This window comes from Bradyrhizobium sp. STM 3561 (assembly GCF_045571455.1).
Lineage (GTDB): Bacteria > Pseudomonadota > Alphaproteobacteria > Rhizobiales > Xanthobacteraceae > Bradyrhizobium > Bradyrhizobium vignae.
In genome coordinates, this window is record NZ_CP120695.1 from 421,105 (window position 1) to 447,722 (window position 26,618).

Genomic DNA, 26,618 nt, shown 5'->3' on the forward strand with positions numbered 1-26,618 from the left:
TGGGAGCGGATCCAATATGAGCCACAGTTCAGAGCAGCCTCTAGAACGTGTCACGATTCCGGCACTGCAGCAGTGGAAGGGTGAAGGACGTCGTGTCGTGATGACCACCGCCTACGATGCAGTTACGGCGCGCATCGCGGATCCCATTGTTGATATCATCCTGGTCGGCGATAGCGTTGGAAACGTCTGCCTGGGCTTCGAAAACACTCTGCCCGTCAGCGTGGCCATGATGAATCATCACCTGGAGGCTGTTGCGCGCACGAGGCCTCATGCCCTGCTTGTGGCCGACATGCCCTTTCTGAGCTTTCATGTCGGTTTTGAGGATACCATCCGCAATGCAGGAGGTTTTCTGCAGCGTGGCGCCGATGCTGTGAAACTCGAGGGTGGCGCCAAACGCGTCGAGATGGTGCGCGCCCTAGTCGATTGCGAAATTCCTGTCATGGGACATCTCGGTCTGACCCCGCAGAGCGTCAACGTCATGGGTGGATTCAAGGTGCAGGGAAGGACAACGGATACCGCCTTGCGTCTGCTCGATGACGCCCACCGTCTGCAGGAAGCCGGCTGTTTCGCTCTGGTCCTGGAGGGGATTCCTGCCGAGCTCGCCGCGCGAGCGACCGAATTTCTCACGATACCCACCATCGGGATCGGAGCAGGACCCGATTGCTCGGGCCAAGTACTCGTGTTCCATGATGTCTTGGGGCTAACCGAAGGCCATCGCCCCAAATTCGTTCGTGCCTATACAAATGGATTCCAGCTGTTGCAGGAGACGCTGTCGCGCTGGGCTGCCGATATCCGCAAAGGTGCATTCCCGGGCGCAGAGGAGTGCTATCGGCTTCCTGATCAGCTTCGGCATGCCATCGCCAAGTGGGTGCCCTCCAATTCAGAAGAAGGTAAGAAATGCAAGTAATTACGAAGGTCGCTGAGCTGCGTCGGGCTGTTGCAGACGTCCGCAAGGCCGAAAAGCGCATCGGGTTCGTTCCGACCATGGGATACCTGCACGACGGCCACCTGTCCCTGATCTCGGCCAGCGGTCGACACTGCGATGTCACTGTCGTTAGCATCTTCGTCAACCCCACTCAGTTCGGACCAAATGAGGATCTCAGCAGGTACCCTCGCGACTTCGCGCGCGATGAAGCCTTGTGCCGTAGTGCCGGGGTCTCCATCATCTTCGCACCAAGTGCAGAGGAGATGTATCCGGCTCAATTTGAGACCTTTGTCGAGCCGGGCGAACTCGCAAAACCGCTCTGCGGAGATTTCAGGCCCGGACATTTTCGTGGTGTAGCGACTGTTGTCTGCAAGCTATTCAACATGGTGCAGCCGGACGCCGCGTACTTTGGCCAGAAGGATTTTCAACAATGCGCTGTGATACGCCGCATGACGGTTGATCTGAATCTTCCGATCGAGATTGTCACCTTGCCAACCGTGCGGGAGCCAGATGGACTGGCAATGAGCAGTCGCAATCGTTATCTCAGCCCGGAAGAACGTGGTCGGAGCCTTGCGATCAGCCGTGGCTTGTTCGCTGCATCCCAAGAGTTTGCCTCAGGGGAGCGGGAGACGTCAACGCTGATTGCGCTTGCAAGAAAGCATCTGCAAAGGGTCGATCGTCTCCAGTACCTTGAGCTTGTCGACGCTGGGACCCTCAGGATTGCCGAGAGCCCTCTGCGTTATCCGGCGGTGCTCTGTGTGGCAGCGTATGTGGGCTCGACGCGGTTGATCGACAATGTAGTCCTGACCTAGAGCGGTTCACGGATTTATTGAATCGGAAGGAATTCCGGATCTGGGACGAATATGATTCAAGATGCTGGCTGGGCTGGAGGCCAGCATCTGATGGTCCGATCGATTTCCAATGATCTGCGTAAGCGTGCGGTTGCCGCAGTTGCAAAGGGCGAGAGCTGCCGCTCGGTAGCAACGCGGTTTGGGGTTGCGGTGTCGTCGGTTGTGAAGTGGTCGCAGCGTTATCGGACGACCGGCTCGGTAGCGCCCGGGAAGATGGGCGGCCATCGCAAGCCCGTGCTTCAGCCACATCGCGCCTTCATCAAAGAGCGGATCAGTCAGACGCCGCATTTGACGCTTCATGCCCTCAAGGACGAGCTTGCCGCGCGCGGGGTCAAGGTCTCCCACAATGCGGTTTGGCCGTTTCTACGGCGCGAAGGACTGCGATCCAAAAAAAATGCTGCTCGCCCTCGAGCGAGCTCGCTCCGACATCGCGCGTAGACGCCAGCGCTGGCGCTCATGGCAGGCCAACCTCGACCCCAGGCGCCTGGTCTTTATCGACGAGACCTGGATTAAGACCAATATGGCCCCACTACGCGGATGGGGGCCAAAAGGCGAGCGGGTGCGGAGCTTCACGCCACATAGTGATTGGCGGACGCTGACGTTCCTTGGCGCCTTGCGCTGCGACGCCTCACCGCACCTTGCTTGTTCGACGGCCCAATCAACGGCGAATGCTTCCGCGCCTATGTCCAGCAGGTTCTCGTTCCTCAGCTTCACCCGGGCGACATCGTCATCATGGACAATCTCGGCAGCCACAAGTCGGTTATCCTGCGCAGCTTGATTAAAGCCGTCGGCGCCAGGCTCTGGTATCTGCCGCGATACTCCCCCGACCTCAATCCGATCGAACAGACCTTAGCCAAAATCAAGCACTGGATGCGCTCCGCCCAGAAGCGCACGATCGACGACATTTGCCGCCATATCGGCGGCCTCATCACAACCATCCAGCGCAACGAATGCAGCAACTATTTCGAGAACGCCGGATACGCTTCTATGAAACGTGAAACGCTCCAGCGCGTAGCCAGATCCGCAAGCGACTGCGCTCAGAAGTAGTCGAACCCGATCAGTTGACCCTGAAATCCTCAGCATCCTGAAAGAGCTCTCGAACGCGATCCGAAACTGCTCCTTTGGCTCCTGAACAACTGGCCCACGCTCGAGCTCATGATCTTGGCTCTGCCGCTGACAAGTGAGCAAGACCGGACCGCTCCACGCTCCCGAGCGCAGCCAAGTGCGAGTTCGCTTTCCGTATTATAACTTCGGCGGCTCGCTCAGACGATCTGGGACATTCTGAGCGCTATGCGCGCTTTCTGCGACGTGGCGCAAAGCAATTTCAGAAAGTCGTACAACCAGCTGTTTGAGGCGCGCATTCTCCTGCTTGCAGCGCTCAAGCTCGTGCTGTTCGGCCGTCATCACAGATGTTGTGCGACGTTGGCTGCTGCCGAGATGATTCATGTAGCTCCCTTTCTGATTCGACAAACACAGCGGAAAATCTGAGCAGCCCAGTCTCTTCTCCCCGCTGAACGAAGCGCGTTGGCCTCAGATCGGAGCGTTTCAAATGCAGCCCGCGGCAGGCTGGTTTGCTAGCTCACTCCCTGCAAAGGGGCTCGCGCCCAATTCGCAGATGCGACGGCAACTTCCGCGACGCCATCTCGCTCATGGCTCATGCTAGTTGCAGTAATGGCTCACAATGTAGCCGCGGAATATGCCGCCCCCCGGTTGCATGTGTTTGCTCTGGGCGGAGAGTGTATCAAAATCGCAATATCGATTTATGCGACGAGCCGCGCTCCCGCGCTCAAATCCTGCATTGCGGCAGCGCCCCCGATGAATTTTCACAGGACGTTCGCATGTCCGTGCTGGGGTCACTTCTACACCAGGCTTATGTCCAAAACGCAGGACGTTACTGAGATCATCCGCCTGCAAGCGGGCATTCCCAAAGCACGCTCGCTCAAAATTGTTTGCTGCCAATACCTGCGATTATGGATCATGGCCACGCGCCCCTGACCGTCTTTCAATTACCCATAACTTTGACGACTCGGGCTGATCCGCTGATCGGCGAAATCTTGAATCGAAAGAATCACTTGTGATTCCTTGCTGAGCACCTGATTCGCGAGGGGGTGCTCTATGGGGCTGACATTAAGGGATCGATCGGCAAAAGGCTGTTTGCGGTCCTTGGAAGATGAATGTTGGATTGATCGAGAGAGTAGCGGATGCGAGTTTAGGGACGCGCGGCTCGGCGACAGATTCCGCAAACTGCTCACGCAGATTGGAAGCGCCATGGGACAAAGCATTCCGCTCGTCTGCCAGGATTGGGCGAATACCAAGGCAGCCTACCGCTTCTTCTCTAATGACCGGGTCAGCGAAGCGGACATTCTGGCCGGCCATTTCCAATCGACACGTGATCGTGCCGCCACTGAAGGTCTCGTTCTTGTGCTGCACGACACGACCGAATTTAGCTATCAACGCGAGAAGTCAGAAGCGATCGGCATCACGAAGAGCATAAACAGTGGACGGGATAAGGCGGGTCGCCTCAGATCGCACACGGTTTGCGGCATCCTGATGCATTCGAGCCTCGCGGTTACAATCGAAGGTGTGCCGCTGGGGTTGGCGGCCGTCAAGTTCTGGACCCGGAAGAAATTCAAGGGAACAGCAGCGCTTAAAAAGAAGATCAATCCGACCCGGATTCCCATCGAGAAAAAGGAAAGCGTCCGGTGGTTGGAAAATCTCAAGCAGTCTACGCAACTCTTGGATCATCCGGGACGATGCATCCATATCGGTGATCGCGAGAGTGACATCTACGAGCTTTTCTGCGCAGCGCAGGAGACCGGAACTCATTTCCTGATCAGGACCTGCGTCGACCGCTTAGCTGGAGACGGGGATCACACGATCGCCGACGAAATGGACGAGGTCGCCGTCAAAGGGCTCCATCGCATCGAAGTCAGAGACAGCAACGGCGATTCCGACCAGGCCGTTCTTGAGATCAGGTATCGCAAGATTCGAGTCCTGCCGCCGATTGGAAAGCAGAAGCGCTATCCCGCTCTGACCCTGACGGTGATCCATGCCGAAGAGCGCGGGACGCCGAAAAACAGAAAGAAGATCGATTGGAAGCTGATCACCGACCTGCCTGTTGGTTCCCGCGCCGACGCCATTGAGAAGCTCGAATGGTATGCTTTGAGATGGAAGATCGAGGTGTTCCACAAGATCCTCAAATCGGGCTGCAAAGCTGAGGAGTCGAAGCTCAGGACCGCCCAGCGTCTGACCAATCTGATCTCGCTGTTTTGCATCCTGACTTGGCGGGTCTTCTGGATGACGATGCTCAACCGCTCCGTCCCAGACGCGCCGCCAACCCTCGCGTTGACTGCGACTGAAATCGGCGTGCTCGATCGCCTCGTCAACGACAAACCAAAAGGAAGCCAGAAAACGCTCTCGCATTATCTGATCAAGATCGCCCGGCTCGGCGGTTATCTCGCCCGCGCCAGCGATCCGCCGCCCGGTAATACCGTCATGTGGCGCGGGCTGTCACGCCTCACCGACATCGCGCTGGGCGCCATGGTCGGAGCAGAATTTGTGGGTAATTGAAAGCCTGACCGTGAGTTTACTGTGATGCTGCATAAATCGCCCAGAGCGGCTAGGGGTGAGTCACGGGTTATTGAGGGTGGCCGTCGGATCTCGGCGCGATTTCCTCGCCAGACATGGGGCCGGCGCTGTTTTTTGACGCAAAGATATGCTTCACCGAAACAATTGCGCACGATGTCCCTCTACAGTGCAGGATGCGAAGCGCTCGGGCTTGGTTGGACGCAGCACGCTCGATAGGCGGCAAATCCTCTGGCTGCAATGAACCTGATCAGGTCGGCAACGAACTAGCACCGTCCGAACATTGGTCTGCCGCAGCCGACCAGCCAGTTCAGCGCGCTATAGATGGCCGAGCATGCCTTAGATAATCGCAGAGCATGGTGGCAGCGCGTAACCCCGGGCTCTGAGCCCGGCGAAGGTTGTCTGTTAAACCGACAGGGGCGACGAGAAAACAAAAACAGCTCGATCGAGCTCTGCAATTGATCAGCCATCTCAGAGATGCTGGACATTGCAGCGCCGTTAAAATTGGGTCGCGAAGTCTCATACGATCTGATGTACTTGCGTTGCGGTCCAGCAAATGCCCATTATCTTTCTCGGTGGGATGAGGGAGATCTCTCAATGCTGGACGGTGCCACGAGCGCGCTCCTGCGCACGATCCTGGATGAGGTTTGCGAGAACGTCCCACCGTATGACACCGGCGTCCGCGCCTACGTCGCCTCTAGAATCCTGGAGGCCGCCACCAGGGGTGAGACGCGCCCCGATCTGCTTAAACAGATCGGTCAGGAAGCTCTTTCGAAAGCACCAACGATGTGGCGAGAGATCTAGGACATGGCTTGTCATCGAGGTGAAAGTCAGCCACGGTGCTGAAGATCGTGGCCACTTATCCAGGTTCGCGCGCCTTCGCGTCGCCTGCGGCGCAGCGATCTGACCAGCTCGCACAGGTGTATCGTGGGTCGCAAATAGATGTCGGCTAACGTCTCACATATCAACATCAGGCCTTGTCTTCCCGCGAAGCGGTGAGCATCCGCTTTATCCGTTCGGCTTGTTCAACGGTTAGATTGGCTGCCAAGCTGGTCCCAATCAGCGCTGGGCCCTTACGTTCTCGATCATAAACCATCCAACCCTTCCCGCCCTTCCGAACAAAGAATCTGTTTTGCGAACAAGCGCCGTCAGTCAATCTTAGTTCCCTCGGTTCATTACCCCGATACGTCACGATAGGCCCATGCAAGCCGCCGCCCCGCATTTGCATATGTGAATCGGTTGGCGCGTTGCTCGCTGCGAGCGGCCGAGCGTTGAAAAAGGGCAGTTCGCACAAAAGGCAGTGCGTCCAAGCCTTGGCGCACGCATCCTTGCCCGCTAGGATGCCGGTTAGGCGTCGTGCCGTAACACTCATCCGCAAACGCGGGCGAAACCAGTGTTCGGCGCCCAAGCGCCGTCAACTCACGTGAGCCGGTGCGCCCTTTGCTATTTACTCCCGTGCGAGCGCCGCAAGTGCCGTTTCGATCACTGTGATTTCTTGACTGACCTGAGCGATCGCTTCCTTCGCATCAATTCCGGTAACCCGGTTCAACTTCTGCAGTAAATCCCGCCGATGCGTCAGAAGGTTCTCCAGCGCGCTGCGGTTGTTTAGTTTCACATAGCCGTCCACAATCAACCCAATCGAAAGAGACATCGAAACTCTCAAACAAAGCGGTTCTCAACGAACATGCCTATAGCACATCAGCAAATGATGTTCAGCCCGCCAGGGGAGAGTACTAAGGCGAGCTTGTTAGCGACAAGCGTCCGGCACGCGGGGCGTGACCGACTATTCCTTGCACGTTACAAGCGTCCCGCTCTGTTTGAAGGACTAGACGAGCAGAAACACGGCGTGTAGCGAGTCAAAAACGCTTCGGATCGTCGCGTTGGAAATGGTATGATGAGGAGAGAACGATTTCACGAACTGCTAGGGTCCTCATCCGCCTGCCGAGCGGCTTTCGCGATGCGCTGATAGCGGCGCGTTGACCGATGACATGCTCGCCTGAATATCTCTTGGTAAGGATTGCGACGACGTAAGGAGCGTCCGGATGCTCGATGAATTTTTGGCCCGCATTCGTGCTCACCGCAACAACATCCACCGTTATCGTCGCCTGCTGAAGTCGAACCTGTCGGATGTCGAACGCCAGTTCATCGAAAACCGCCTCATCGAGGAGCAGACCGCGCTCGAGTCTCTTTCGGCCAAGACCTTCCCGCTCGCGTTTAGCCTTCGGAAGGGGGCGGACATGCCGGCAAGCTAGGCGCGGAGCCGCGAACGACGCGCGCGTTCGAGACTACGCGATTTCTCGGCGGCGGCATCATCATGAGCTCGCGACCTGGCAAATAATCGATGATATCCGCCCGCTGTTGGCCTAGCCCTGAGGACCTGATCTGCTGACCTGCACGTGAGTTCATTCCGCTCGCGTATCAGGTGCTCAATCTATATCGGCATTAGCCCATAGCGGATTAAAAAGCCGCACTGTTCGATCGGTCCTCGCTCGCGGACCTGTTTGTATTCGGCCATATCTCGGCAGTTTGTTAGATTGGCTACACGCCCAGCTAAATCGTTCTCAGTCGCTAGCCAGCTGAGACAGCCACAACTTCATCTTTTCATCGGTCTGCGACCACGGCATGAGATTTGCTCTACTGGCTGAGACGCCGCGGAACCGTATTCGCGGCGAGAGGCACAGCAAGGAAGGAAACGACTTGCCAAGTTTGCGACTGGAGAGAGTTTATGTCCCCGGCAATAGCCCCAGCAGCATTCTGGGGAGTACAAAGGTAAGCGTCGGCCCCACGCGAAAGGTGGAACATCAAGTTGGTACGCGCCGATGGGGCTTGGCTGCGAAAGATCCTCGCCGATATTTTCACTAGTCGCCGTCGGGAAAATGGCAGGCCTTGCGTGTAACCGATCCCGTAGGCGATTGCCCGGGTTCTCCGCGGCCGACGGTTGGTTGTTCCGACCGCAGTCGGCCGCGCGACAGAGAAGTCGCAGTTCCGCGGCAAAACAACGGCCTCCAGCTTTTGGATCAATCACTTCAACCTGGCACCAGCAATCGAACACTATGATTGTGCGTAGCCTGCACGACGTCGAAGCGATCGATCACTTCGTCGATTGGGCAATGATACTAGCCACCGCCTTCTGACCGATAAGGACGGCATGGGTTTTAGCATCGGCCACACCGTGGTGCGCGCTAACACCGTTTTCGCTTCTGCAATACCGGAATCATCTCGAAGCCTGCTACTGCATCGGCGGAGAGGGAGAGGTCGAGGACATGGACGGCAATGTCTTTCCCATTCGCAAGGGTGACATGTATGTGCTTGACAAGCATTTCCTACGCGGGGAACGGGACAAGGACATGATCCTCGTTAGCATCTTCAACCCGCCCCTCACCAGAACCGAGCGCCACAAGCTCGACGACCCGGCAGGCTCCACATATTGAGCGATGCGAATAAGCGCCAATCCAACATGAACTGCCGCTAATGGTGAGAAACAGCTAGTCGAGCGATCCAGCACTGCCTCGTACCGCACGCGCGGACCTCAGAAAAGTCTTTGTGCCGGTGTTTCGAAATGCGCACGCGATGCGCTTCGGCTGAGCTGACGAATTATTTTGGCATTCCATGTCCATTTTCCTGTGTCCGGAAGACCAGGCGAGCGGAGGCTTGTGCCGATTGATAGCGCGCTCAGTTGTACGATGAGGTTTGCGCTCTGGATGGGAGCTTCCGCTGGCATTTTGCTGTCGCTCGATTAGCGCCCAAGCAGATTGACCGCATGGCGGCGCTGCAGGCCGAACGTGAGGCGCGGCTGCAAGCCGAGGCGGTAGCTGCCAGCGCGCAGGCGGAGCTGTCGGCCAACGAGGCTCTGATCGCGCATCTTGAGCTGCGGATCGAGAAGCTCAAGCGCGAACTGTACGGGCAGCGCTCCGAGCGCACGGCGCGGCTGATCGAGCGGAGCTCGAAGAACTGGTTACCAAGCGAGCGAGGATGAGCTTGCCGCGCGGGCCCCCGCGGCGAAAACCCTGAGCGTGCGCGCCTTCACGCGCAAGCGGCCGGTACGCAAGCCCTGGCCGGACGACATCGAACGCGAGCGCGTCGTTGTCGAGGCCCCGAAGAGCTGCGCCTGCTGCTAGGAGACAAGCAAGCCGCTGTTCGACGACATGCACGCCTGGCTGCTGCGCGAGCGAGAAACCCTCTCGCGCTCATCCGAGGTCCTGAAGCCCATGAATTACATGCTCAGGCGCTGGGCCGACTTTGCCGCTTCCTCGGACGATGGCAGATTTGCCTCAGCAACAACGCCGCAGAAAGAGCGTTGCGCGGCATCGCCTTGGGAAGGAGCAATTGGACCTTCGCCGGCAGCCTGCGCGGCGCCCACCGCGCCGCTATCATGCTGACGATGATCACCACCTGTCGTCTTAACGATGTCGATCCCAAAGCCTGTCTCTCCGACGTCCTCGCCCGGATCGCCGATCTTCCCGCTTCGGGTCTGCACGAACTGCTGCTCTGGGAATGGAAGCTCCCGCACCAAGCCAACGAACCTACCGATCAGCAAGCCGCCTAACTGTCACGCGGTGCTATCATAGCGCTACCCGGCTCTCGCGCGCATGCGTCAATCAGGCGGGCTTCGTCGTATGCGTACTATGGGGATCAAGAGCGTCATCCTGCATCGGCGCTCGAAGTCGAACGATAAGTTCGCCTGCTCCCTTACCGTCCTTAGCGATAGTATTAAGTGCTCGCCGGGCTTCTTCCAGATCTGGCGGTTGAGTGCCCAACCATTTTAAGGCGGCCTCTGCATTGAGAATCGTGGCTGTGAGCGCGTCGACGACAGCACTATAGGTGCACACAAAATCTGCTGAGGTCTGCAATGGCGCTTCGCCCTTCGCCTTGCGCGGATTTCCTTTTGGTTCGCTGAACCGGCTGCGATGCACCTTGCGCCGCCTTAGGTGCAGAAGGGCGTTTGCAGCCTTGCGGATCAGATCGAGTACCAAGTCGGGCTGGGCCCGCTTGGGGACGCGGCAGCCGTCGATCTTAAAGACAGTCGAGCGTTTTGTGACAAAACATTGATGGGCCGGTTGCACGATGCGTATCCATCCGGGCTAGACCGCGGACAGGAGCTCACCGATCCCAGCGCTTGAGGAGCTCGGGGTCGTCCTTGTGCATCCTGATGAGCTCGGTCAGGTTCTCGATGCCGAAGTCGGTGAACGCCATGACCTGGTCGTCACCTATGCCGTAAACCCAGATGACGCCATCCTCAGTGTCCATTCCGTTGGCCACGTCCCAGAGCCAGTCCTCGTCTTCGCCGAGGTCTTTTGCGACGCGAGCGATGGTGAAGACGGCGTGAACCTTGTTGACGTGCATGGCTACGCCGCCGGGGCGGAGGACCTCGGCGCAGGAGGCGTCCAGTTCCAGGGCAGCAACTCGCGCAGGCGGTTCTGCGGCATGTCGGCGATGCGCGCGAAGACGTCGGCAAGCCAGGCTTTCGGGTCGATGTCGTTGAGACGCGCCGTCATGAGAAGCGTGGCCATCACGGCAGCCCGCTCGGCGCCGCGATCAGAACCGGCGAACAGCCATGCCTTTCTTCCCAGAGCAAAACCGCGCAACGCTCGCTCCGCTGCATTGTTCGTCATGCAGATCCGTCCGTCGTGGACAAGGCGGGCAAAGCCCTCCCAGCGGTTGAGCAGATAGTTGATCGGCTTAATCACGTTGGACGAGCGTGAGAGCCGGGCAGATTCCGCTCGGAGCCAAGCCTCAAGGTCGGTCAGCAGTGGCGCGCTTCTCTCCCGGCGGATCTGCAGCCGCTCCTCAGCGCTCAGCCCATAGATGTCGCGCTCGATCTCGAACAATTGGTCAATCCGACGAACCGCTTCCAGCGCAATGGGCGAGATCGCGGTCGCCGATCTTCCGCGGCGAGCGTTCTGGGCGATGTCGGCAAGTTCGAAGAACGCCCTCCGTCCATGTGCCCAACAGAAGGCGGGCGTGGCCGGCAACGCCTTGCGTCCGGGATCGAAGAGAGCGTTGAACCCGCTATAGGCATCGGCCTGCAGGATGCCAGCGAAGTTCTGAAGATGCCGCGCGGGATGCTCGCCGCGCCGATCACGTGAGGCGTAGAACAGCGCCGCCGGTGGATCTCGCCCGCCGAATGGCCGATCGTCGCGAACATAGGTCCAAATCCGGCCGGTATCTGCTTTCCCTTTCGCCAGGATCGGTATCTTGGTGTCGTCACCGTGGAGCCTGTCGGCGGAGAGCACATAGGCTTCGATCAGTTCAAAGAGCGGCCTGACCGCAAAGGCTCCTGCGCCCACCTGGTCCGCCAGCGTCGAGACCGACAGGTCGATCCCCTCGCATTTGAAGCGCTGGCTCTGTCGGTTCAACGGCTGATGCTGACCAAATTTGTCGTACAGGATCGTCGCCAGAAGCTGCGGTCCGATATAGCCCCGGGCTGTGGCATGGAACGGCGCCGGCGGCTGCGTGATCGCCTCGCAATCCCGACAACTGAACTTCTCCCGGACTGTGTCGATCACCTTGAACCGGCGTGGGATCTCCTCCAGTGTCGAGGTCACGCTTTCGCCGAGCTTCGACAGCCGCGTCGACCCGCAGCAGGGGCATTGCGTCGGAGCCGGCAGGATGACGCGTTCTCGCTCGATGTCGTCGGGGAAGGGCTGACGCACCGGCCGCTTGCGCTCAAACGAACGCACCGTCTGCGTCTTCTCGGCCGCCTTCTCGGCGGCCAGCTCATCCTCGGTCGCCCCCGCCTCGAGTTCCTCAAGCTCTAGCTCCAGCTGATCGAGCAGCCGCGCCGACCGCTCGGAGCGTGCGCCATATATCGTGCGTCGTAGCTTCTCGATCTCGAGCTTGAGGTGGGCAATCAGCGCTTCGGTGCTCGATTGCTTCGCCTGGGCATTGGCCGCTTCAGCAAGCCTGGCTTCCGCCGCAAGCCTGGCAGCGCGCTCGGCCAGGATCATTGCATGCGCGGCGACAAGATCGGGCGGCAGGTCGGCGCTGGAGTCCATAGCCAGATGGAATCACATTCGCGGCCAAACTCAAATAACAAAGTCTCAGCCCACACTGGTCGGACGCCAGGACTCCTGGGGATTGCGCCAGTCGATGCCGGACAACAGATAGCTCATCTGCGCCTGCGAGATCGACACTACGCCGTCCGCCAGCGACGGCCAGACAAAACGACCTCTCTCGAGTTTTTTCGTAAACAGGCATGCTCCCTGGCCGTCATGCCAGATCACTTTCAATAGATCGCCTCTGCGTCCGCGGAAGCAGAACAAATGACCACTCAGCGGATCGCGGCGCAGCACCTCTTGCACCTGCAGTGACAATGAGGCGAAGCCTTTACGCATGTCGGTGTGGCCCGTCGCCAGCCACACCCGAACTCCCGTAGGAACCGGAATCATCGCGGATCCAAAACCTCGATGATCCGGCGAAGCGCCTCAACGTCAACGCCCGCATCAACAATGACCCGCCGCCTGCCGGTTAGCTCGATCTCGATCCGACGCTCCGTCGAATGTACGGTCGCGCTCTCCGATGACGCCGCCACCGACGCCGCGGGCACCCCTCGGCCACAACTGCCCTGACAAAGCCAGCCTCGGATTTGGTCCCCGTCGCCGCGAAGGCTCTTCGCCAGGTCACCAATAGAGAACGCGACAAGCCGTACCGCCGGGCTGTCGCCGCAACCAGGCGCGGCTCGGATAGGCTCTCCAAAACAATCCGCGCCTTCTCTTCCTCAGACCAACGCCGCCGCCGGCCCGTATCAACCACTTCCAGTCGATTCAACGTACTGATCGTATGGCTGTCCATACGTACAGTTCTCAACCATCAGGCCAGCCCGCCGCAAGGCGTCTCTCCTCGGAGGCTTACCACGATGCTTTTCTTGCTCAAGATGTACCAACTCGCCTTCCACTTCCAGGACATAGCGCGCTCCTCTAGCGGGTTATGAGAACGCCTCGGCGCTGTCGGCCGGGGGAGCCGTTTCAATGTCGATGCGACGAACCAGCTCGTTCCGGCCAGCTCATTGTGCGTTTGTGAATATATGCTCATATGCCAAGGCATCTGCACTTAATGAGTACACGCCTAGCTAGCACTACTTTGGCAGATTGTGTTTTCGCCGCTGTTTTTCACGGATTTGCCTTCGGCAATATGGGCAATGCTGAGACGGCGGCCGAAGGATGAGATCAACGATGGCGTGACGTACGGCTGGCATGGTTGGCTGAGGCGGAGGCCCGTAGATTCTTTTTCCGCCCCGCGTATGCGAGGCGACGATGTTGCAGGAAGGCGTAGGCAATCATTGTCATCAGGGCGTGGCGATGAAGACCTTGCCATGATCGCCCTTCGAAGTGATCAAGTCCAAGTTCCTCCTTCAACTGCTGATGCGCCTGCTCACAAATCCACCGTGCCTTGATGGTGGCGGCCAGCGTGCGCAGATCCGTCGCCGCCGGAAGATTGGCCAGATAGTATTTCTTCTCCCCGGACGCACGTTGCTCGCCAATGAGCCAGGCTTCGTCGCCTGGGAGATGCTGCTGACCTTTATCCCATATCCGCTGCGGAGGGCCGTCGGCGGTCCGGACACGGACCGCAGCAAATTGGGCTTTAAGCCGACCTTTCGTCCCGCTACGCCAACTCACGGTTTTCCATTTGGCGCCGGTCAGCATTTGCTCGGCCGCAATTGATAAGATATCGGGCACGTGGTGCTTTCGTGGTTTCCCGCGGGCTTTGGTAATCGGCCAAATGAGCTTCACATCGACCGGATACACTTTCAGGTGCCGCGGGATTCCGACAGCCCAGACCAGCCCGCGCTCTGTTAGCCCTTGTCGAAAAGGTGCGCTGAGGCCGTATCCTGCATCCGCCAGCACATATCCAAAGCGCACGTTGGCTGCTATCGCGCGGTCAATCTCGGCCAAAGCAATCTCCGGCTTGGACCGTGGCGTTCGATGTTCGACTGGCACGCGAGCGCGCTTCAAACGAGATTCGTCGCTTATCCAACTGTCAGGCAGAAAGAGACGTAACGCGACCATGACGGGTACTTCGCCGCTCGCAAGCGTCAAAGACACCAGTGTTTGGCAATTTGCCGTTTTACCGAGAGCCGAGGCGTATTGAGCCGCAACACCGACCGAGCGCTCACCCTTCTTGGGAAGTGAGGTGTCATCAATAACCAGCACCGCATCCCTGCCGCCGACAAGTCGGTCCGCCTGGTTGAGCAACTCTGTCTCCAGCGGCGTCGCGTCCCAGACACCGTCCGCAATGAAATGGTGCAACTGGTCGTAGGTGCTGGTGGCAAGGCGTTCCGCCATCGGCTGAACGCTCTTACGATCGCCGGGACCGATCAATCCCGCAACATACAGAGGACACATCCGCTGCCGGGTTTTATGACCCAGTCGGTCCAAGAACGGCATCAGCCAGCGTTCGAGTTCGTCGTCCCATCCCGGCATGGTCAGCCCTCCAAGAGCCGACCACCCATGAATCATTGAAAAATTGATTCGGGAATCCTATAAAACGCGCCAAAATCAACAATCTGCCAAAGTAGTGCTAGGGCGCGTACTCATTAAATCACAACAATACCAGGCGTTAGGTCAGTTGTCCGCGCAGTTCCGGTTCAGGTGATCAAGCGAGTTTGCGGCCCACCTTCATTTTGAGACCGTCCCGCATGTTGAGAGCAAGAAGTGTAATGTTTGTTGCGCCCGCGACGAGCTCGATCGCCTGCACAGCATAGAACGTGGCATCGAATTCTGCCGCCTGAGCCTTGGACGCAAGGAAGAGCGCAGATGGAATAAGAATCAGGATGCCGTTCCCTGCAATGAACGGCATGCGCTTGAATTTGGCCCCGATCAGTCCGGCCCGGCGCCCCGTTGCCAAGATGACACCTGTACCACCGGTCGCAGCGAGCGCCGGAATCAACAACAAGAAACCCCACGGTATGGTGCTCTTAACCGCTGCAACTGTGGCATGGGACGCGAACAGCTCGCTGAGTACCGTCGATAGCCAAAATGTGCCGATCGTTGCGACAGCCAAGGCGCCAGCGACAGGATGGATCAACTTGATCATGAGTATCTTCCCCTCCTAAAAGCAGCAGGGCTAGGCAACGCAGATGCCGGGCACGGCAACTTTCTGGAACAGATGAGGGGAAGCTATCGCCGAGGCCGGATAGCTGGCGATTTTTGCTAGAAAGTCAGGATGGGTGAAGGCCGCGCGGAAGTGTGCGGTGGATTCCCAGACGGCGTAGTTCAGATAGGTCGAGCTGTCGCCGAGAGCTCTGTGCAGCTGAGTGGAAATGAAGCCCGGCTGTCGCTTCATGAACGCTGCGTCGTCCTGCCAGGTCTTGAGAAAAGCCGCCTCATCGGCTTTGTCGAGAGTGAATGGGTTCACCAGGACGACCGAATTTGCCTCGATAGCGATCTGGCGGTCGATCGGGAAGGAAGGGTCGAGCGGGCGTAGCAACGACATGAGTGCCTCCATCGCTATTTAATATGTGATGCCTAATTGGCATTATGATTACATAGCAGATTGACATCATCATGTCAATATAAAACAATGGTGACGAATGAAAAGAGCCGAGCGAACCCCCGAGGGTGACGCCCTGAGCGACCTTGTTCTCGATCTATTCAGGCTCGACGGCCTGCTTCTGACGGCCGGCGACCGTCTGGTCGCCCCGCTTGGCCTAACAAGCGCACGCTGGCAGGTGCTTGGCGCCATTGTGTCCGCCGAACGTCCCCAACCGGTCGCTTGGCTCGCACGCGACCTCGGCGGCAATCGTCAAAACGTGCAGCGGATTATCAATGATCTGCACAGGGAGGGCCTCGTATCTTTTGAGGTCAACCCGCATCACCGACGGGCGCAGCTCGTCGTGCTCACTGAGAATGGACAGCGCGCCTTCGAAGCCGCAATGGAATTGCAGGTTCCCTGGATCAACGATCTTTCAGAAGGGCTGTCTGTCAAGGATATACGGATTGTCCATCGCGTGATCACGGCCTTGCGAGATAAGCTTGAGGGCAGCCGTGAGGACAAGTTGCGCGTTCCAGCCGATCGTGATCACCGATTCCAGGCCATCGTGATCACGCGTTCCAGAGCATCGTGATCACCATTTCCAGCCGATCGTGATCGATCGGGGGCAACCAGGAGGCGTCCACCGCTGACAGTCTGCAACCTGGCTACCTTGGTCTTTTGCCTAACCGCAGAGGATCGAGATGCCGACCGAGAGACTGTCCATGCGCCACATTCGTGAAGTTCTACGCCTGCACTACAGCGTCGGCATGTCGCAACGCGCCGTTGCCCGCAGCCTCGGCCTGGCCCAAGGCACGGTCAGCAAGTACCTGAACCGAACCCGCCGCGCCGGCCTGACCTGGCCGTTGCCGCCGGAGCTGGATGACGATGTCCGGCTCGAGAACCGCCTATATCCGCCACCATCCGATCGGCCCAGCGACGAGCGTCCGCAGCCGGATTGGGCGCTGGTGCATCGCGAGCTGCGGCGCTCAAACGTCACGCTGATGCTGTTGTGGGAGGAGTATTGCGACGCAAACTCCGACAGCTTCAGCTACTCGTGGTTCTGTGAACGCTACAAGGAATGGGCCGGCCGCCTCAAACCGACCCTGCGCCAGGTTCATGTCGCCGGCGAGAAGCTGTTCGTTGATTATTCCGGCCACACCATGGAGGTGGTTGACGGGCTCAGCGGTGAGGTGCGGAGCGCGCAGATCTTCGTCGCCGTGCTCGGCGCCTCGAACTACACCTACGCCGAGGCCAGCCTCAGCCAGAGCCTGCCGGACTGGATCGCCTCGCACGTTCGGGCGTTTGCCTATTTCGGCGGCGTGGCCCGGCAGACGGTGAGCGACAACCTGAAGGCCGGCATCACCCGGGCCTGCTTTCATGAGCCGATGGTCAACCGGACCTATGCCGATCTCGCCCGCCATTACCGCACCGCCATCGTCCCGGCGCGGCCGTATCGGCCGCGCGACAAGGCCAAGGTCGAAGTCGGCGTCCAAATCGTCGGACGATGGATTCTGGCGCGCCTGCGCAACCACCGCTTCTTCTCGCTTGCCGCCCTCAACGAGGCGATCCGTGTGCTTCTCGCCGATCTCAACAATCGACCGCTGCGCAGCTGGGGACGAAGTCGGCGCGACCTGTTCGAGGAGCTCGATCGTCCGGCGCTCACCCCCTTGCCGGATGAACCGTACGAGTATGCCGAGTGGAAGCGCTGCCGGGTCAATCTCGACTATCATGTCGAGATCGCCAAACATTACTACAGCGTTCCTCACAACCTCGTGCATCAGGAGGTCGAGGCTCGGATCACCGCGCGAACGGTCGAGATTTTCCTGCGCGGCAAGCGCATCGCCTCGCACCTGCGCAGCACGCTGCCGCATCGCCCAACGACGATTTCCGAGCATATGCCGAGCTCGCATCGCCGCTATCGTGACTGGACCCATGAGCGTATTCGTTCCGAAGCCGCCAAGGTCGGCCCCGACGTCGACACTCTGATCGACGTCATCCTGCGGTCGCGGCCGCACCCGGAACAGGGCTTCCGCTCCGCCATCGGCATTCTCGGGCTGGTCAAGCGCTACGGCCAGGAACGCGTCGACGCCGCCTGCGCCCGTGCCCTCCTGATCAACGCCCGTTCGTACAAATCGGTCGCCGCCATCCTCAAGAACGGCACTGACAGAACCGCTCCGCCCGCCGAGGAGGCGCCCATCCTCTTCCACGCCAACATCCGTGGCCGCAGTTACTACAATTGATCAGGAGAGATCAGCATGCTCATTCACCCTACCGTCGATCGCTTGCGCGCCCTCGGCCTCGCCGCCATGGCCGATACCCTCGTCGAACTGCAGAACAATCCCGAGGCGGCCGGGATGCCGCATCCCGATTGGCTCGGCCTCCTCGTCGATCGCGAGGTCACCGCCCGTGACAACCGCCGCCTCACGCGCCGCTTGACCAGTGCCAAGCTCCGCCAGGCGGCCGCCATCGAGAATGTCGATTATCGCACCGCCCGCGGCCTTGACCGTTCGCTCTTCCAGACCCTCGCCACCTGCCAATGGATCCGTGATGCCAACCACCTGGTCATCGTCGGCCCAACCGGCACCGGCAAGTCCTGGCTTGCCTGCGCGCTCGGCAACAAGGCTTGCCGCGACGGCTTCTCCGTCCTCTACAAGAGGGCATCTCGCCTGTTCGCCGATCTCGCCCAGGCGCGCGGCGAAGGCCGTCTGGCGCGCCTGATCGCCGCTCTGGAGCGCGTCAATCTCCTCATTCTCGACGACTGGGGACCCGAACCGCTCACCGCCGACCAGCGGCGCGATCTGCTCGAGATTGTCGATGATCGCTACGACAAGGGGTCGTTGTTGATCACAAGTCAGGTCCCCGTGTCGCAATGGCACGACGTCATTGCCGACCCCACTCTTGGCGATGCGATATTGGACCGCATCATTCACAATGCGCATCGCCTTGAGCTCAAGGGCGACAGCCTGCGCCGTCAGGCCGGCGAAAAGAAAAAACCGTGAGCGCCTCGCGCACGATCGCCCCGCCGGCCCACAGGCCCCTCCCGCGCGCGTCGCTACGTCGCTCGTGGGGGCACTCCGCGCCGCGCACGGGGCCCTCCCATGGACCGCCGGGACGATCTCCAAGCCAGCCCAACCATCCTTGACGAGGAGACTATTTCCAGCACACTTAAACCCGTCAGTCGTGTTCGTCTCCTGTGATCACGATCATCTGGAATCCGTGATCGCCATCGTCTGGAACACCTGATCACCATTCCTGGAATGCGCAGACAAGTCGGCCTGACATGGCAAAAGCATTGTGCTCGCCCCGGCGCCCGTGATTCTAGCTCCCAAACTGAGGCTTCCAATCATGCGCCATGAACTGACGGACTACGAATGGGCAGCTATCAAGTCTATGCTACCAAACAAGCCGCGTGGAGTTCCTCGGGTAAACGACCGACGCGTCCTCAATGGCATCTTCTGGGTCCTGCGATCTGGGCTGTCATGGGCCTCACCAGGCGTCAGTGCCAGCCGTACGGGCAGGCCATTGCCACCTACAAGCGCATGAATCTCGCTGGTCAACCCGCCGCGTGAACGTCCTATCAATTTGCCTCTGGTTCTTGGCGATGCACCGTCCGTGCTGATGAACGCGAACAATAGAGGTGTCGATCATCTGGACCGCCGCATCGTGAGCAGCGGCTATGATTCGGCTGCAGACACCCGGCCAGCGCGAGCGAACAAGGCGGTTATAGCAGGTAGTGTAAGGGCCAAAATGATCCGGCAAATCGCGCCAAGGTAATCGACTTGCCGGAAAACTTCTGTCTCGTCTGAAGCCTGGATCGATGCTGCTCGCCGATCGTGGTTACGACGCTGACTGGATCAGAGATCTTGCCATGAAGAAAGGTGCATGGGCAAACATCCCGCCAAATGCAACCGCAATGATCCGATCTGCTTCAGCCCGTACCTTTACCGCGCTCGAAACCAGATCGAAAGATTCTTCAACAGGATCAAGCAATGTCGTCGGGTCGCAACGCGCTACGACAGGCTCGCCGCCAACTACCTTGCCTTGGTGCAACTCGCGTCAATCCGAGACGATGTCGCCCACCTCTCCAATTTGATCTCGCCCAGTGGCGAGGCGTTCTGGCTGGTTACTTTTATGGCATCGGTCAAGCTGCGCGCCTTTTGCTGTGGGCATGTGGGCAACGCGATTGGTTGTCCAAGCGCAGCGGCATGTTCACAGCGCCACGGGCTCAGGTCTTTCGGGCGGATGACGGTGTTCGGCGCAGGCTCTTAAGCTTGGACGAGGCGCGATCTGGGATTGGTGGCGTCCTCGCCAGCTCCTTACGTTGTCTGGAACCTGCCTGGTCCATTAATGGACCATAAGAGCCGGTCTGGTTATGCACCAGCTCAGTTGAAGATCTTGCGGCCCTGGTCTATATATGATCCACGAAGCACTCTACGATCTATTTATGAACCAATGTATCCATGGCTAAGATCCATCACCCGATTTCTGTCTATGCAGCCGATGCTGCGGTGCTGCTTGGGCAGCTTCTGCGCAAGGCCCGCATCGAACGGAAGATGAGCACGGTCAACGTCGCCGAGCGGGCAGGGATCTCGCGCGGGCTGCTGCGGCGCATAGAGGCGGGCGACCCGCGATCCACCATTGGGGCTGTCTTTGAAGTCGCTGCGATTGTCGGCGTTAGGCTGTTTGACGCCGAGCAGGCGACAATGTCTCAGGCGATCGAAAGCAATCGCGAAGTCATGACGCTTCTGCCTAAATCCATTCGTGCCCGGCGGGGTGAAGAGGTCAAGGATGACTTCTGATCCCAAATTCACCGAGGCCTATGTCTGGACTTGGCTACCGGGCCAGACGAAACCGGTTGTTGCAGGCCTTCTGTCGGCGCGTGGCGAACAGCTCCTGTTCAACTATGGACGGAGCTATATCGAGCGCAAGGACGCCATTGCGCTTTACCAGCCCGAATTGCCACTGCGGAGCGGAATCCTTCCGCTTCTTGCGGGTCTGAACATGCCGAGCTGTATTCGCGATGCCGGCCCCGATGCCTGGGGCCGGCGCGTGATCCTCAATCGGAAGTTCGGCGCCCGCGGGAAAGAGATTGACGCGGGCAGTCTTGATGAGCTGACCTTTCTCCTCGAGTCAGGGTCGGATCGCATCGGCGCGCTCGATTTTCAAGCCTCGCCCTCCGCCTATGTCGCGCGTGAAGGCGAGGGCGCCTCTCTCGCTGAGCTTTTGAATGCGGCGGCACTCGTCGAACAAGGAACGCCGCTGACGCCCGAGCTCGACCGGGCGCTTCTCCACGGTAGCTCCATTGGCGGGGCGCGCCCGAAAGCGACGATTACCTCCGATGATAAGAAATTCATCGCGAAGTTTTCTTCGCAAACCGACCTCTATAGCGTGGTGAAGGCGGAATTCATCGCAATGCGCTTGGCCGCGGCGGCCGGGCTTCGCGTCGCGCCTGTGAGCCTTCAACGCGTGGCGGGCAAGGACATCCTCCTTATCGAGCGCTTCGATCGTGCGAAGGCTACCGGCGGATGGTACCGGAAGGCCATGGTATCCGCCTTAACATTGCTTGAGCTGGACGAAATGATGGCCCGTTACGCCAGTTACGAGCAGCTCGCCACGACCATCCGTCACCGTTTTACGGAACCCAAGGAGACGCTACGGGAGTTGTTTTCGCGCATTGTCTTCAACGTGCTCTGCGGCAACACGGATGATCATGCCCGAAATCACGCAGCCTTCTGGGATGGCGCGAATCTGACGCTCACACCTGCCTATGATATTTGCCCGCAAAGCCGCACGGGCGGCGAGGCGACGCAAGCGATGCTGATATTGGGCCAGGATCGACACAGTCAGATTGCGCTTTGCCTGAAAAGCGCGCCATCGTTTCTTCTCAACGAGGCGGATGCCGTCGCGATTGTCGTGCATCAAATCAAGACCATCAAGGATCGCTGGTCGGTGGTTTGTGACGAAGCAGCGCTTGGACAAGTGGATCGAAACTTGTTTTGGGGCCGCCAGTTCCTCAATCCTTACGCCTTCATTGGCGCGCCGCAGGCCATAACGAGCCTGATCAGCTAGTTCGATCGGAGACCAAACACATGAGCGACAAACACGCGGTCGAAGTCTTCCAGGATCTCTCGATCCTTGGTCCCGAAACCAGGCGTGCAGAGCTGCGGAAGTCGCTTCTTGCCGCTGCAGCATCGCCAGGGAGCGTGAGATAGACGCCGAGAAGGACCTTGGTCGCATGGCCGGGGCGAGGATATCCTCGTCTTTCAACGGCAGAGCGACAAGAGCCTGCCTGCGGCGCGGCTTACGCTCTGGTCTCGTGAAGGTGGGTACACGCTTACAAATATCCTTCCGAGAGAGCTCGGCCGGCTTACTCAAGCGCAATACAATGACCACTTGCAGGAATTCGAACGCCTGATCGTTAAACCGGCAGCTTGTCGACCGGCTTCGTCGTAGAGCTGTCTTCTCCCGGCAGTCACTTGAAGAGTGGGTTTCGCCTGAGGCAGCGAAGGCGCTTGAAGCCTTCTCGGATATGGCGAACAAATCCACCGGCTCATCGCATCGGCAACAGCGCTGGCTCCGCTTTTTGATCCTGGCGCATTTCAGCGCGCAAAAACTGGACAGCGAACGGTTACGCCGCATGAATTGTGTGCACCGCCGATGTCGGCTGGATCACCGGCCACAGCTACATTCTCTACGGCCCGCTGGCGAACGGGGCGACCACGCTGATGTTCGAGGGCGTGCCGAATTATCCCGATAATTCCAGGTTCTGGAACGTCATCGACAAGCACAAGGTCAACAGCTTCTACACCGCGCCGACCGCGATCCGCGCCTTGATGCAGGGCGGCGACGAGCCGGTGAAGAAGACCTCGCGCGCGAGCCTGCGCCTGCTCGGCTCGGTCGGCGAACCGATCAATCCGGAAGCCTGGGAATGGTACCACCGCGTCGTCGGCGACGATCGCTGCCCGATCGTCGACACCTGGTGGCAGACCGAGACCGGCGGAATCCTGATCACGCCGCTGCCGGGCGCAACCAAGCTCAAGCCGGGCTCGGCGACGCAGCCGTTCTTCGGCGTGGTGCCTGAAATCGTCGACGCCGACGGCAAGGTGCTGGAAGGCGAGACCACCGGCAATCTCTGCCTCACCCGCTCCTGGCCGGCCAAATGCGTACCGTCTACGGCGATCACGCCCGCTTCAGCAGACCTATTTCTCGACCTACAAGGGCAAGTATTTCACCGGCGACGGCTGCCGGCGTGATGCTGACGGCTATTACTGGATCACCGGCCGCGTCGACGACGTCATCAACGTCTCCGGCCACCGCATGGGCACCGCGGATAGAGCGCGCTGCTGGCACACGAGAAGGTCTCGGAAGCTGCCGTGGTCGGCTTCCCGCACGACATCAAGGGGCAGGGCATGACGCCTATGTCACCCTGATGGCCGGCGTCGAGCCGACGGAGGATCTGCGCAAGGAGCTCGTGACCTGGGTGCGCAAGGAAATCAGACCGATCGCCTCGCCCGACCAGATCCAGTTCGCGCCCGGCCAGCCCAAGACCCGCTCCGGCAAGATCATGCGCCGTATCCTGCGCAAGATCGCTGAGGACGAGCCGGGCAGCTTCGGCGACACCTCGACGCTGGCCGATTCCGCCGTGGTCGGTGATCTCGTCAAGAACCGCCAGAACGGGAAGAACGGGCCGGCTTAATCGGCCACGAACATCGGTGTGATGGTGATCCGGCATGCGCCACTGACCCGCGCAGCCATTCGAAGCCGACTTTGACGGAGGAACGATATGAGGCTTGTTCTCTTAGGACCACCTGGCGCCGGGAAGGGAACGCTGGCGGTCAGGCTATCCCAGACGCTCGGGATCCCGCAGCTCTCGACTGGTGACATGCTGCGGCGCAGCGGTATCTGGGAGAGCCGCGATCGGGTGACACGTGGCGGAGATCATGGAGCGCGGCGAGCTCGTCCCGGACGGTCTGGTGATCGGGTTGATCGCCGAGCGCATTGCAAAGCCTGACTCGGATCGAGGTTTCATCCTAGACGGATTTCCGCGCACGGTTGCCCAAGCTGAAAGCCTTGACCATCTCCTAAAGGGCCATGAATTGAGCCACGTCCTCGAGCTGAAGTTGCTGGACCGGATCCTGGGATGAGCCATGCACGCTCGCGTTGGGAAGCCGGTGCGGGCCGACGACAATGAAGAGGCGCTCAGCGTGCGGCTGACAGCCTACGCAAATGAGATCAGGCTGCTGAGCGATTGTTACGCTGCCAAGGGATTGCTCAGAACCGTCGACGCCTCGCACCCAGTTGATTATGTTACGGCGGCGCTTGTTCAGGCAATGGAGTGAGCAAAGTTGCTGTTGACCAGAACGGATTAGCGATGAAGTGGCCATCCGAGGCGCGACGGCCACCGAAAGTCGACCCCGTTTCTCGGCAGATTAGGTTTTGGACAAAAACAGATAATTTTAGCCGTCCGTCCGCGGCGATCATGCAGTTGCTCAGATCCGGCTGGAGAATAGGCTTGGAGGACGACTCAAACCGTCTCGCAGAGTCGTGCCTGTGTGCAAATCGCAAGAGCGCATTCCGCCGGTCTGAAGCAGTCCAGTCCAAGGCATGTCGATGCCGGACCCGACGTGACGAATCTAACACGCTGTGGTGCAGTTCCTTGTTGCTGCGAGCGCACGCAGCTGCGGTCCGGCTTTTCTGGTCAGTTCACCTATTTAGAACGACGGTGGTGACAGGCCATGTATCAGGCATGTGGCGCGTAGCGTGTTGGCCATCAGCATCGCGATTATCATAGGCCGACACCGCCGGGGACAGGCGTGATTGCGCCGGCGTTGGCGCCGCGTTGTCGAAGTCGACATCACCGACCAGCTTAATCTTGCCAGGCGACTCGCCCAGCGACATCCGTAAGCGCTTTAGCGCTTACCGACATCCGATTTGATGCCAACGTCGATTACCGTCGCGCCCGGCTTAATCCAGTCGCCTTTGATCATGCGTGCAAGGCCAACGCCGCGACGAGAATGTCAGCGTGACGGCAAACTGCTTCCAGATTCCTGGTCCGGCTATGCGGCGACCGTTACGGTTGCATTGGCAGCTAGCAAGAGATTGGCCATGGGCTTGCCGACGATGTTCGAGCGACCGACGACGACGGCGAACAATCCAGAGAGATCCCTGCCGCAGACCTGCTCAATCAAAATCATCGCGCCGGCTGGAGTACAAGGCGGATAGATGAAGAAGTTCAGAGAAAGTTGCCGCTTGCCCGTAGCCCGGCTCGCAAAGGTTGGCGCCGGGTGTCGGCGTTGTCGCCTGCGCATGCGACGAGACTCTATGTCGACGGCCGCAAAGGGGTCGATGAAATGAATTTGCATTGTTGTGCTGGCCCCGAGCATGAATCCCGTGAACCGATCGTCGATCAGAGACGAGGTTCGATCTTGCTGCTGCGGAGTGCGCGAACAGGCCGACGGGACGCGCATGACCGCAAATATTTCCATGTCCGTGTTCCCAACGAAGCGATCATTGCCCGCCACGAAAAACAAAGCTGGTTTCGTTTCATTGACTGGATCGCAATCGCTTTTACCATCGGCAACGTCCAAGCGAGGTCGTTCACCATGCGGCGATCCGATCCACTCGTTCGCGGCTGATCTCGGCTCCGTGCGGGCGCTGTTGCGCCGAAACGATGGCGGAGAGCTGTACCGCCGGGACTTGTGCGCTGTCGAGCTAGCTACCGGCGCACATGGCAGCGGGTCCCACCCAGGACCGAAATCCAGGAAATACCCCATCACTCGCTATCGCCGGTCTGACCGGCGCATGGCGGAGCTTTGTCCAGACAATCACAAAGAGAGACCACGGACATGAGCAGCACGACCACCATCGACAACGTCATTCCGCGCGCCGACATCGTCAAGCGCGCGGCACGGATCGGCGCCGAGATCAGGAACATAAAACTGTCGGGCGATCTGTCCGACAACGTCATCCGCGCCATGAACCAGGTGCTGCTCGAGCACAAGGTCATCTTCTTCCGCGACTAGGGCGACGATGCCGAGCAGGAGCGCTTTGCGGTCCGGCTCGGCAAGCTTATACCGCATCCGACCGTCGGCGCCACCAATGGCACGTCCTCGATCTTGGAATTGGACTCCGGCCGCGTTGGCGGCCGTGCCGATCAGTGGCACACCGACATCAACTTCGTCGACGCCTATCCGAAAATTTCGGTGCTGCGCGGCGTGGTGATCCCGCCCTATGGCGGTGACACCGTGTGGTCGAATACGGCGGCGGCTTATCGCGACCTGCCGGCACCGCTGCGCAAGCTCGCCGACGGGCTCTGGGCGGTCCACAGCAACGCCTACGACTACGCCGTGAAGACGCGGGCGACGGAGGCGGACCGGAAGCATTTCGACGAGGTGTTCACCGGCACCATCTACTAAACCGAGCATCCGGTGGTGCGTGTCCATCCCGAAACCGGCGAGCGCACGCTCGTGCTCGGCAATTTCGTCCAGCGCTTCGTCGGCCTGCCGAAATATGACGGCCAAAAGCTGTTCGAGCTGTTCCAGTCGCACATCACGACGCCGGAAAATGCGGTGCGCTGGACCTGGCGGGCCGGCGACATTGCGATTTGGGACAACCGCGCGACCCAGCACTACGCGGTCAATGACTACGGCGATCAGCACCGCGTTGTGCGCCGCGTCACCATCGATGGCGAGGTGCCGCTCAGCGTCGACGGCCGTCGCAGCGTGACTCGCGTCAACGCGTCGAAACCGCAGACGGCCAAGGCCGCCTGAGTCCGCTCCAACGACGGG

20 protein-coding genes and 10 pseudogenes are annotated in these 26,618 nt (G+C 59.5%); 18 read left to right on the forward strand and 12 right to left on the reverse strand.

The window, feature by feature from the left end; genetic code table 11:
* Nucleotides 1-16: 16 nt before the first annotated feature.
* From panB to P6U28_RS01790, 3 genes and pseudogenes are all read left to right on the forward strand, one after another.
* Nucleotides 17-907 carry a 3-methyl-2-oxobutanoate hydroxymethyltransferase gene (gene panB, locus P6U28_RS01780; RefSeq protein ID WP_407121609.1) on the forward strand — a complete coding sequence of 297 codons (891 nt, stop codon included), beginning with the start codon at nucleotides 17-19 and terminating at the stop codon, nucleotides 905-907.
* Nucleotides 898-1,737 carry a pantoate--beta-alanine ligase gene (gene panC / locus P6U28_RS01785; protein WP_122405133.1) on the forward strand — a complete coding sequence of 280 codons (840 nt, stop codon included), beginning with the start codon at nucleotides 898-900 and terminating at the stop codon, nucleotides 1,735-1,737. Before panB ends, panC begins: the two co-directional genes overlap by 10 nt.
* A gap of 51 nt (nucleotides 1,738-1,788) precedes the next feature.
* Nucleotides 1,789-2,823, forward strand: a pseudogene (locus tag P6U28_RS01790) (IS630 family transposase).
* A 195-nt stretch (nucleotides 2,824-3,018) separates the two neighbouring features.
* Here P6U28_RS01790 and P6U28_RS01795 read toward each other — a convergent pair.
* Nucleotides 3,019-3,222, reverse strand: a complete 204-nt coding sequence (locus P6U28_RS01795; protein ID WP_407121610.1) for a hypothetical protein — start codon at nucleotides 3,220-3,222, stop codon at nucleotides 3,019-3,021.
* Nucleotides 3,223-3,891: 669 nt separating this feature from the next.
* On the opposite strand from P6U28_RS01795, the gene P6U28_RS01800 reads away from it, so the two are divergent.
* Nucleotides 3,892-5,346, forward strand: a complete 1,455-nt coding sequence (locus P6U28_RS01800) for an IS4 family transposase (protein WP_407121611.1) — start codon at nucleotides 3,892-3,894, stop codon at nucleotides 5,344-5,346.
* A 612-nt stretch (nucleotides 5,347-5,958) separates the two neighbouring features.
* The gene (locus P6U28_RS01805; RefSeq protein WP_209294475.1) at nucleotides 5,959-6,165 is read left to right on the forward strand and encodes a hypothetical protein; all 207 of its coding nucleotides are present in this window, start codon (nucleotides 5,959-5,961) and stop codon (nucleotides 6,163-6,165) included.
* Nucleotides 6,166-6,808: 643 nt separating this feature from the next.
* On the opposite strand, the gene P6U28_RS01810 is transcribed toward P6U28_RS01805, so the two are convergent.
* Entirely contained in the window at nucleotides 6,809-7,012 is a 204-nt protein-coding gene (locus P6U28_RS01810) for a hypothetical protein (RefSeq protein ID WP_407121612.1), read from the reverse strand.
* A gap of 391 nt (nucleotides 7,013-7,403) precedes the next feature.
* On the opposite strand from P6U28_RS01810, the gene P6U28_RS01815 reads away from it, so the two are divergent.
* From P6U28_RS01815 to P6U28_RS01825, 3 genes and pseudogenes are all read left to right on the forward strand, one after another.
* Nucleotides 7,404-7,613 carry a hypothetical protein gene (locus tag P6U28_RS01815; RefSeq protein ID WP_407121613.1) on the forward strand — a complete coding sequence of 70 codons (210 nt, stop codon included), beginning with the start codon at nucleotides 7,404-7,406 and terminating at the stop codon, nucleotides 7,611-7,613.
* Between the two features lie 801 nt (nucleotides 7,614-8,414).
* A pseudogene (locus tag P6U28_RS01820) lies at nucleotides 8,415-8,792 on the forward strand (ectoine synthase).
* A 329-nt stretch (nucleotides 8,793-9,121) separates the two neighbouring features.
* Nucleotides 9,122-9,907, forward strand: a pseudogene (locus P6U28_RS01825) (transposase).
* A gap of 52 nt (nucleotides 9,908-9,959) precedes the next feature.
* Here the strand turns inward: P6U28_RS01825 and P6U28_RS01830 are convergent.
* The 8 genes from P6U28_RS01830 to P6U28_RS01865 all read right to left on the reverse strand — a co-directional run bounded on the left by P6U28_RS01830 (nucleotide 9,960) and on the right by P6U28_RS01865 (nucleotide 15,804).
* Nucleotides 9,960-10,424, reverse strand: a complete 465-nt coding sequence (locus tag P6U28_RS01830) for a hypothetical protein (RefSeq protein ID WP_407121614.1) — start codon at nucleotides 10,422-10,424, stop codon at nucleotides 9,960-9,962.
* A 37-nt stretch (nucleotides 10,425-10,461) separates the two neighbouring features.
* On the reverse strand, nucleotides 10,462-10,704 hold the full coding sequence (locus P6U28_RS01835) for a hypothetical protein (protein ID WP_209296668.1): 243 nt from the start codon (nucleotides 10,702-10,704) through the stop codon (nucleotides 10,462-10,464).
* A 2-nt stretch (nucleotides 10,705-10,706) separates the two neighbouring features.
* Nucleotides 10,707-12,356: an IS66 family transposase gene (gene tnpC, locus P6U28_RS01840; RefSeq protein WP_407121193.1), complete on the reverse strand. Its 1,650-nt coding sequence runs from the start codon at nucleotides 12,354-12,356 to the stop codon at nucleotides 10,707-10,709.
* A gap of 45 nt (nucleotides 12,357-12,401) precedes the next feature.
* Entirely contained in the window at nucleotides 12,402-12,749 is a 348-nt protein-coding gene (gene tnpB, locus P6U28_RS01845) for an IS66 family insertion sequence element accessory protein TnpB (RefSeq protein ID WP_209296670.1), read from the reverse strand.
* 79 nt (nucleotides 12,750-12,828) lie between these two features.
* Nucleotides 12,829-13,152: a transposase gene (locus P6U28_RS01850; RefSeq protein ID WP_407121615.1), complete on the reverse strand. Its 324-nt coding sequence runs from the start codon at nucleotides 13,150-13,152 to the stop codon at nucleotides 12,829-12,831.
* 374 nt (nucleotides 13,153-13,526) lie between these two features.
* Complete coding sequence (locus P6U28_RS01855; RefSeq protein WP_407121616.1) at nucleotides 13,527-14,816, reverse strand: IS701 family transposase; 1,290 nt, start codon at nucleotides 14,814-14,816, stop codon at nucleotides 13,527-13,529.
* A gap of 136 nt (nucleotides 14,817-14,952) precedes the next feature.
* A complete protein-coding gene (locus P6U28_RS01860; RefSeq protein ID WP_407121617.1) occupies nucleotides 14,953-15,393 on the reverse strand; it encodes a hypothetical protein in 441 nt (146 codons plus the stop codon).
* Between the two features lie 30 nt (nucleotides 15,394-15,423).
* On the reverse strand, nucleotides 15,424-15,804 hold the full coding sequence (locus P6U28_RS01865; RefSeq protein WP_018322425.1) for an antibiotic biosynthesis monooxygenase: 381 nt from the start codon (nucleotides 15,802-15,804) through the stop codon (nucleotides 15,424-15,426).
* Between the two features lie 85 nt (nucleotides 15,805-15,889).
* Here P6U28_RS01865 and P6U28_RS01870 point away from each other — a divergent pair, with 85 nt between their 5' ends.
* The 4 genes and pseudogenes from P6U28_RS01870 to P6U28_RS01885 all read left to right on the forward strand — a co-directional run.
* On the forward strand, nucleotides 15,890-16,423 hold the full coding sequence (locus P6U28_RS01870; protein ID WP_407121618.1) for a MarR family winged helix-turn-helix transcriptional regulator: 534 nt from the start codon (nucleotides 15,890-15,892) through the stop codon (nucleotides 16,421-16,423).
* 109 nt (nucleotides 16,424-16,532) lie between these two features.
* On the forward strand, nucleotides 16,533-18,071 hold the full coding sequence (gene istA / locus P6U28_RS01875; RefSeq protein ID WP_407121089.1) for an IS21 family transposase: 1,539 nt from the start codon (nucleotides 16,533-16,535) through the stop codon (nucleotides 18,069-18,071).
* A gap of 15 nt (nucleotides 18,072-18,086) precedes the next feature.
* The gene (gene istB, locus P6U28_RS01880; protein WP_249758007.1) at nucleotides 18,087-18,830 is read left to right on the forward strand and encodes an IS21-like element helper ATPase IstB; all 744 of its coding nucleotides are present in this window, start codon (nucleotides 18,087-18,089) and stop codon (nucleotides 18,828-18,830) included.
* A gap of 346 nt (nucleotides 18,831-19,176) precedes the next feature.
* Nucleotides 19,177-19,315, forward strand: a pseudogene (locus P6U28_RS01885) (transposase); the annotation flags it as partial.
* Here P6U28_RS01885 and P6U28_RS01890 read toward each other — a convergent pair.
* A pseudogene (locus tag P6U28_RS01890) lies at nucleotides 19,308-19,611 on the reverse strand (IS5/IS1182 family transposase); the annotation flags it as partial. The pseudogenes P6U28_RS01885 and P6U28_RS01890 overlap by 8 nt on opposite strands.
* Between P6U28_RS01890 and P6U28_RS01895 the strand changes: the two are divergent.
* The 5 genes and pseudogenes from P6U28_RS01895 to P6U28_RS01915 all read left to right on the forward strand — a co-directional run.
* A pseudogene (locus tag P6U28_RS01895) lies at nucleotides 19,604-19,896 on the forward strand (transposase); the annotation flags it as partial. The pseudogenes P6U28_RS01890 and P6U28_RS01895 sit on opposite strands and share 8 nt — an antisense overlap.
* Nucleotides 19,897-20,291: 395 nt before the next feature.
* Nucleotides 20,292-20,630 carry a helix-turn-helix transcriptional regulator gene (locus P6U28_RS01900; protein ID WP_407121619.1) on the forward strand — a complete coding sequence of 113 codons (339 nt, stop codon included), beginning with the start codon at nucleotides 20,292-20,294 and terminating at the stop codon, nucleotides 20,628-20,630.
* Complete coding sequence (locus P6U28_RS01905) at nucleotides 20,620-21,900, forward strand: type II toxin-antitoxin system HipA family toxin (protein WP_407121620.1); 1,281 nt, start codon at nucleotides 20,620-20,622, stop codon at nucleotides 21,898-21,900. The genes P6U28_RS01900 and P6U28_RS01905 overlap by 11 nt, the downstream gene beginning before the upstream one ends.
* A gap of 578 nt (nucleotides 21,901-22,478) precedes the next feature.
* A pseudogene (locus P6U28_RS01910) lies at nucleotides 22,479-23,527 on the forward strand (AMP-binding protein); the annotation flags it as partial.
* An 87-nt stretch (nucleotides 23,528-23,614) separates the two neighbouring features.
* Nucleotides 23,615-24,170: pseudogene (locus tag P6U28_RS01915) on the forward strand (adenylate kinase).
* A gap of 570 nt (nucleotides 24,171-24,740) precedes the next feature.
* Here P6U28_RS01915 and P6U28_RS01920 read toward each other — a convergent pair.
* Nucleotides 24,741-25,604 (reverse strand): annotated as a pseudogene (locus P6U28_RS01920) (hypothetical protein).
* A 72-nt stretch (nucleotides 25,605-25,676) separates the two neighbouring features.
* Here P6U28_RS01920 and P6U28_RS01925 point away from each other — a divergent pair.
* Nucleotides 25,677-26,600 (forward strand): annotated as a pseudogene (locus tag P6U28_RS01925) (TauD/TfdA dioxygenase family protein).
* Nucleotides 26,601-26,618 lie beyond the last annotated feature (18 nt).

Excerpts from the sequence above, each read along its gene's own strand:
- P6U28_RS01850 (WP_407121615.1), bottom strand. The coding sequence starts at position 13,152 with ATGGACAGCCATACGATCAGTACGTTGAATCGACTGGAAGTGGTTGAT.
- P6U28_RS01800 (WP_407121611.1), top strand. The coding sequence starts at position 3,892 with ATGGGGCTGACATTAAGGGATCGATCGGCAAAAGGCTGTTTGCGGTCC.
- P6U28_RS01855 (WP_407121616.1), bottom strand. The coding sequence starts at position 14,816 with ATGATTCATGGGTGGTCGGCTCTTGGAGGGCTGACCATGCCGGGATGG.
- P6U28_RS01870 (WP_407121618.1), top strand. The coding sequence starts at position 15,890 with ATGAAAAGAGCCGAGCGAACCCCCGAGGGTGACGCCCTGAGCGACCTT.
- P6U28_RS01795 (WP_407121610.1), bottom strand. The coding sequence starts at position 3,222 with ATGAATCATCTCGGCAGCAGCCAACGTCGCACAACATCTGTGATGACG.
- P6U28_RS01905 (WP_407121620.1), top strand. The coding sequence starts at position 20,620 with ATGACTTCTGATCCCAAATTCACCGAGGCCTATGTCTGGACTTGGCTA.
- P6U28_RS01860 (WP_407121617.1), bottom strand. The coding sequence starts at position 15,393 with ATGATCAAGTTGATCCATCCTGTCGCTGGCGCCTTGGCTGTCGCAACG.
- P6U28_RS01805 (WP_209294475.1), top strand. The coding sequence starts at position 5,959 with ATGCTGGACGGTGCCACGAGCGCGCTCCTGCGCACGATCCTGGATGAG.
- tnpB (WP_209296670.1), bottom strand. The coding sequence starts at position 12,749 with ATGATTCCGGTTCCTACGGGAGTTCGGGTGTGGCTGGCGACGGGCCAC.
- istA (WP_407121089.1), top strand. The coding sequence starts at position 16,533 with ATGCCGACCGAGAGACTGTCCATGCGCCACATTCGTGAAGTTCTACGC.
- P6U28_RS01835 (WP_209296668.1), bottom strand. The coding sequence starts at position 10,704 with ATGCACGTCAACAAGGTTCACGCCGTCTTCACCATCGCTCGCGTCGCA.
- panC (WP_122405133.1), top strand. The coding sequence starts at position 898 with ATGCAAGTAATTACGAAGGTCGCTGAGCTGCGTCGGGCTGTTGCAGAC.
- istB (WP_249758007.1), top strand. The coding sequence starts at position 18,087 with ATGCTCATTCACCCTACCGTCGATCGCTTGCGCGCCCTCGGCCTCGCC.
- P6U28_RS01900 (WP_407121619.1), top strand. The coding sequence starts at position 20,292 with ATGGCTAAGATCCATCACCCGATTTCTGTCTATGCAGCCGATGCTGCG.
- P6U28_RS01815 (WP_407121613.1), top strand. The coding sequence starts at position 7,404 with ATGCTCGATGAATTTTTGGCCCGCATTCGTGCTCACCGCAACAACATC.
- tnpC (WP_407121193.1), bottom strand. The coding sequence starts at position 12,356 with ATGGACTCCAGCGCCGACCTGCCGCCCGATCTTGTCGCCGCGCATGCA.
- panB (WP_407121609.1), top strand. The coding sequence starts at position 17 with ATGAGCCACAGTTCAGAGCAGCCTCTAGAACGTGTCACGATTCCGGCA.
- P6U28_RS01810 (WP_407121612.1), bottom strand. The coding sequence starts at position 7,012 with ATGTCTCTTTCGATTGGGTTGATTGTGGACGGCTATGTGAAACTAAAC.
- P6U28_RS01865 (WP_018322425.1), bottom strand. The coding sequence starts at position 15,804 with ATGGAGGCACTCATGTCGTTGCTACGCCCGCTCGACCCTTCCTTCCCG.